Here is a 5,301-nt window from a genome sequence, read left to right on the forward strand (position 1 = left end):
CGAAACGCTCGAACAAGTCACAGTGGCTCTGATGAAAAATAAAAGTGTAATTTCGTTGCACTGATGGAAACAAAAGTAGCCCGCCATTTATCGCACGTTTTTGCTTCAAATATCGCGCGGCGCATCACCCTGTCCGGATACGGAGAGGAGGCGCACAGGGCGTATTGGTCCACGCCGCAGAGGGAGGATAACGCGTGAGAAAAAACTGGCTGGTCGCAGGGGTCCTGTTGCCGTTTTTTGCCGTCTTTTTTGCGTTCCAGATAGCGCCGCTTATCTGGATCCTGGTGAACAGCTTTTACAGCCAAACGGAAGAGGCGTGGGGGTTGGCGAACTATACCGATATCCTTCTTCGCCGTTTTATCTTCAGGCGATCCGCTTTTCACTGGATATCTCGTTTTGGTCCAGCTTCTACGGCGTCATTATCGCCCTGATTGGCGGCTACTCGTTGCGCCAACCGGGGACGGGACGGTTGCAACGCTTCGTGTTGTCGTTTGCCAATATGACCAGCAACTTTGCGGGTGTTCCGCTGGCCTTTGCCTTCGTGATTATGGAGGGGCTGAACGGCTTTTTTACCTTATTACTGAAAAAATATGGCGTGATCGACGGGTTCAACATCTACTCCCGCGACGGCTTGATCCTGATATACACCTATTTTCAGATCCCTCTGGGGATATTGCTGCTCTATCCCGCGTTTGACGGGCTGCGCACGGAGTGGCAAGAGTCGGCGGCGCTGCTGGGCGCACCGCGCTGGCGCTTCTGGCTGCATATCGGCATTCCGGTGTTGACTCCCGCGCTGCTCGGCACCTTTGTTATTCTGCTTGCTAATGCGCTCGGGGCCTACGCCACCATTTACGCGCTCACAACGGGTAACTTCAACGTGGTGCCGATACGCATTGCTGCGCTGGTCGCCGGGGATATCACCCTGGATCCTAATCTTGGCAGCGCGCTTTCCGTGCTGCTGGTATTGCTGATGGCGTTGATTACCGTTGTCCACCAGTGGTTGCTGCGGCGGAGCTATCTCCATGCCGCGCCGTAATCCCCTGACCGGAGGTTGCCATGTCATCCTTATGAACGGCGCTACCATCAGACGGTGGTATTACTGGTGTTGCTGATTTTGCTGTTGCCGCTGCTCGCTACCTTGGGCTATGCGCTGGCGACAGAGTGGGGAGCCACCATTCTGACCAACGGCGTGACCCTGAAGTGGTTTATTGCCCTGTGGGGCGATAGCCGTTTTTTGGTGGCACTGGGCCATTCGCTGCTGCTGGTGTTACCCGCGATGTTTGTCATCGCCTGGCGGTTTCCGCGTTTGGATGGGGTGATGAACGTGCTGATTTTGCTGCCGTTCTCTGTGCCACCGGTGGTCTCTTCGATAGGATTATTGCAGCTCTACTCCTCAGGCCCGCTCGCCATTACCGGCACGCCCTGGATTCTGATCGGCTGCTACTTTGCTATCGCGCTACCCTTTATCTATCGCGCCATTTCCAACAATATTCAGGCGATTAACCTCAAAGAACTGCTCGATGCGGCGCATTTATTGGGTGCCAGCACCTGGCAGGCTGCGCTGTGGGTGGTGCTGCCTAATCTGCGTAAAGGCGTGATGATCGCGGTGTTGCTCTCGTTCTCTTTCCTGATTGGCGAGTTTGTGTTTGCCAACTTGCTGGTAGGTACCCGTTTTGAAACGTTGCAGGTGTATCTCTACAACAAACGTAATGACAGTGGGCACTTTACCAGTGCGCTGGTGATCTCCTATTTCCTCGTCGTGCTGCTGGTGACCTGGCTGGCCAATATTCTTAACCGGGAGAAATCCTGATATGCCCTATCTTGATGTAAAACAGCTCAATAAACACTACGGGCCAACCAAGGTGTTTCACAATATCGATTTCTCAGCGGCCGAAGGGGAGTTTGTTACCCTGTTGGGGCAGAGTGGTTGCGGCAAATCGACGCTGCTGCGTTGTCTGGCGGGCCTGACGCCCGTGGACAGCGGACAGATCCTGTTACAGGGGCAGGATATCGTGCCGGTGTCTCCGCAAAAGCGCGGCATTGGCATGGTATTCCAGAACTACGCGGCTGTTTCCCAACATGACGGCGGAAGGGAACGTGGCTTTCGGGTTAAAAATGCAGAAGCTCGGCGCAGGGGAGATTCGCCAGCGGGTGGCCGAGGTGCTGGCGCTGGTTGAATTGAATGAATTTGCCCACCGTTACCCGCACCAGCTTTCCGGCGGCCAGTGTCAGCGCGGGGCGCTGGCGCGCTCGCTGGTCACGCGCCCGCGTTTGCTGTTACTGGACGAGCCGCTTTCCGCGCTGGATGCGCGTATTCGCCGCCATCTGCGTGAACAAATCCGTCGCATTCAGCGTGAACTGAACCTGACTGCTATCTTTGTTACCCACGATCAGGAAGAGGCGTTGACGCTCTCCGATCGTATCGTGCTGATGAACAACGGGGAAATCGTACAGGATGGTGATGCGGTATCGCTGTATACCCAGCCTGCCAATTTGTTTGCCGCCAGCTTTATCGGCAGCTATAACCTACTGAGTGCCGCGCAGGCGCAACAGTTGACGGGAGAACACTTCACCGGTCAGGTGGCGCTTCGTCCTGAATCCATCACGCTGGGTACGCCTGAACAGGGCATCGCCGGGAAGATCCTCAACCACAGCCTGTTAGGCAACGTGGTGCGATACCGTATTGTGGTTAACGGCGTAGAGTTGGCTGTGGATTTACTGAATCGTGCACCGGGCGATCTGCACCGTGCAGGCAGCACGGTGGGGGTGCATATTACCGCCGATGCGCTGCGCGAAGTGGCTTAGTTAAGCCATATCATGAATGAATAGAATATGCGAAAATCGATATTTGTTTAAATCGTTGCAGCCCGTTACCGTGTGGTCATTGCTCCCCTTTTGTTGCACGGAAACCCTATGCCGCACGATCTTAATGACCTTACCCACGCGCTTAACGCGCATAGCCTGCGTGAATTACCCGCTCGTTTTGGATGCCCGGTGTGGGCTTATGATGCGCACACCATCGTGGCGCGTATTGCACAACTCCGTCAGTTTGACACCATCCGCTTCGCGCAAAAAGCCTGCTCCAACACGCATATTCTGCGTCTGATGCACGCACAAGGTGTAAAAGTGGATTCGGTATCGCTGGGGGAAATTGAGCGCGCCCTAGTGGCCGGGTTTGTGCCGGGTACGGCAGATCACGAGATTGTGTTCACCGCCGACATGCTGGATATGCCGACGCTGGCGCGTGTGGTGGAACTGAATATTCCAGTTAATGCCGGTTCCGTGCATATGTTGGCCCAGTTGGGGGCAGCTCAGCCGGGGCATCCGGTGTGGCTGCGCGTCAATCCGGGATTTGGTCACGGCCATAGCCAGAAAACTAACACCGGCGGTGAGAACAGTAAACACGGTATCTGGTATGCAGATTTACCGCTGGCGCTGGCGCAAATCCAACGCTACTCCCTGAAACTGGTCGGCATCCATATGCATATCGGTTCCGGCGTGGACTACGGCCATCTGGAGCAGGTGTGTGATGCCATGGTGCGTCAGGTGGTTGAGTTTGGTCAGGATGTTGAAGCCATTTCCGCTGGCGGCGGGCTTTCTATTCCTTATCGCGTGGGCGAGCCAGTGATCGATACGGAGCACTACTTTGGCCTGTGGCACGCAGCGCGTCAGCGTATTGAGACACATCTTGGTCACCCGGTGACACTGGAAATCGAACCGGGACGTTTTCTGGTGGCGGAGTCTGGCGTGTTGGTGGCGCAGGTGCGTGCGGTCAAAAACATGGGCAGCCGCCACTTCGTGTTGGTGGATGCCGGGTTTAACGATCTGATGCGCCCTGCCATGTACGGCAGCTATCACCATATTTCGCTGTTGCCGGCAGATGAGCGTTCTCTTGCTGGCGCACCGTTGCGCGATACCGTAGTGGCAGGGCCATTGTGTGAATCCGGTGATGTGTTTACGCAACAGGCTGGAGGTGGCGTGGAAACGGTGGCGTTACCTGCGGTGCAGGTTGGCGATTATCTGGTGTTCCACGACACCGGGGCTTACGGTGCCTCCATGTCCTCTAACTACAACAGCCGCCCACTTCTGCCGGAAGTGTTGTTTGAAAATGGCGAAGCGCGCCTGATTCGCCGCCGTCAAACCATCGAAGAATTACTGGCGCTCGAGGCGCTGTAACCACGCCTTGCGGTTGCTGACAAACAGCCCTACTTCCACCGTCATTCCCGCGAAGGCGGGAATCTCTTGCAGGTGAAACGCGTTTCTTCTGGCTGAGATCCCCGGCTTTCGCCGAGGATGACGAGGTAAAGTGACTTTGTCATCAGTCTGAAGCCGCAGGAATGCGGCCCTCCTCCCTGCAATGTGATAAACCTCTCGCTTTCTTGTTCTGCAACACAAAAATATTTATACAAATGCCCAATTTTTTCGTGTTGAAACACATAGGTTATTTTATTGCCAAGTCATAAAATAATTCTCAATCCATAAGAGCATGTGATAAGGAATTATTTATCGATTCTAATTTTTTCCCAAAGAAAGCTATTTAGAACGGCGTAATTTATTATCACATTAAATAATGCAGATTCCACCAGGAATGTATTTGCATTAGCACCCTATTGTCGAAGACATATAAAATATAAGAGGTCTCATTATGCATACCATAGAACCCTTGGCATGGTACGGGGCGTTGATTGGTCTTTTTATTGCCATTGCGCTCATCCTGAAAAAAATTAATCCGGTGTATTCCTTGTTCCTCGGTGCCATTCTCGGTGCGGTGATCGGCGGTGGCAACCTTGAGCAGACCATCGTGCTGCTGACATCAGGCACGCAGAGCGTGATGGGCACGGTGATCAGCGTGTTGGCCGCCGGTGTACTGGCTGGCGTGATGATGGAGTCGGGCGCGGCAGAAACTATCGCCCAGGCCATTGTGAGGAAGATGGGGGAGAGCAAAGCGATTTTAGCGCTGGCGCTGGCCACCATGATCATTACCGCAGTGGGCGTATTTATTCCCGTTGCAGTATTAATTGTTGCACCCATTGCGTTATCGGTGGGTAATAAAATGGGGATTTCCAAACTGGCATTATTACTGGCGCTTTCCGGCGGCGGTAAAGCCGGTAATATTATATCGCCGAACCCCAATACCATTGCCGCAGCAAACGGTTTTCACCTGAATTTAAGTGATGTAACCGTCATTCCGCACCTGATTTTTCTTTTTTCGGGACTTGACGGTATTCTGAAGTTCTGAATTTATTACTGCTTTTTGCAGACCAATCAGCATGAGTACTCCCCACGTTACCATCCGTAACC

Annotated in this window: 3 protein-coding genes and 2 pseudogenes; all 5 read left to right on the top strand. The window is 53.8% G+C overall.

From position 1 onward, the window contains the following. Positions 1–194: 194 nt before the first annotated feature. The 5 genes and pseudogenes from ACTBDZ_RS14785 to ACTBDZ_RS14805 all read left to right on the top strand — a co-directional run bounded on the left by ACTBDZ_RS14785 (position 195) and on the right by ACTBDZ_RS14805 (position 5,239). Positions 195–1,036 (top strand): annotated as a pseudogene (locus ACTBDZ_RS14785) (ABC transporter permease). Between the two features lie 63 nt (positions 1,037–1,099). Next, positions 1,100–1,810, top strand: a complete 711-nt coding sequence (locus ACTBDZ_RS14790) for an ABC transporter permease (RefSeq protein WP_438815884.1) — start codon at positions 1,100–1,102, stop codon at positions 1,808–1,810. A 1-nt stretch (position 1,811) separates the two neighbouring features. Next, a pseudogene (locus tag ACTBDZ_RS14795) lies at positions 1,812–2,805 on the top strand (ABC transporter ATP-binding protein). Positions 2,806–2,913: 108 nt separating this feature from the next. After that, a complete protein-coding gene (gene lysA, locus ACTBDZ_RS14800) occupies positions 2,914–4,176 on the top strand; it encodes a diaminopimelate decarboxylase (RefSeq protein WP_438815882.1) in 1,263 nt (420 codons plus the stop codon). Between the two features lie 469 nt (positions 4,177–4,645). Then, positions 4,646–5,239 (top strand): GntT/GntP/DsdX family permease, encoded by a 594-nt coding sequence (locus tag ACTBDZ_RS14805; protein ID WP_438815883.1) that lies wholly within the window; start codon positions 4,646–4,648, stop codon positions 5,237–5,239. Positions 5,240–5,301 lie beyond the last annotated feature (62 nt).

The organism is Symbiopectobacterium sp., from assembly GCF_051710365.1.
Classification (GTDB): Bacteria; Pseudomonadota; Gammaproteobacteria; order Enterobacterales; family Enterobacteriaceae; genus Symbiopectobacterium.

What these genes read in the sequence shown, in the direction of transcription:
- lysA (WP_438815882.1), top strand. Translation starts at nt 2,914, where the DNA reads ATGCCGCACGATCTTAATGACCTTACCCACGCGCTTAACGCGCATAGC.
- ACTBDZ_RS14805 (WP_438815883.1), top strand. Translation starts at nt 4,646, where the DNA reads ATGCATACCATAGAACCCTTGGCATGGTACGGGGCGTTGATTGGTCTT.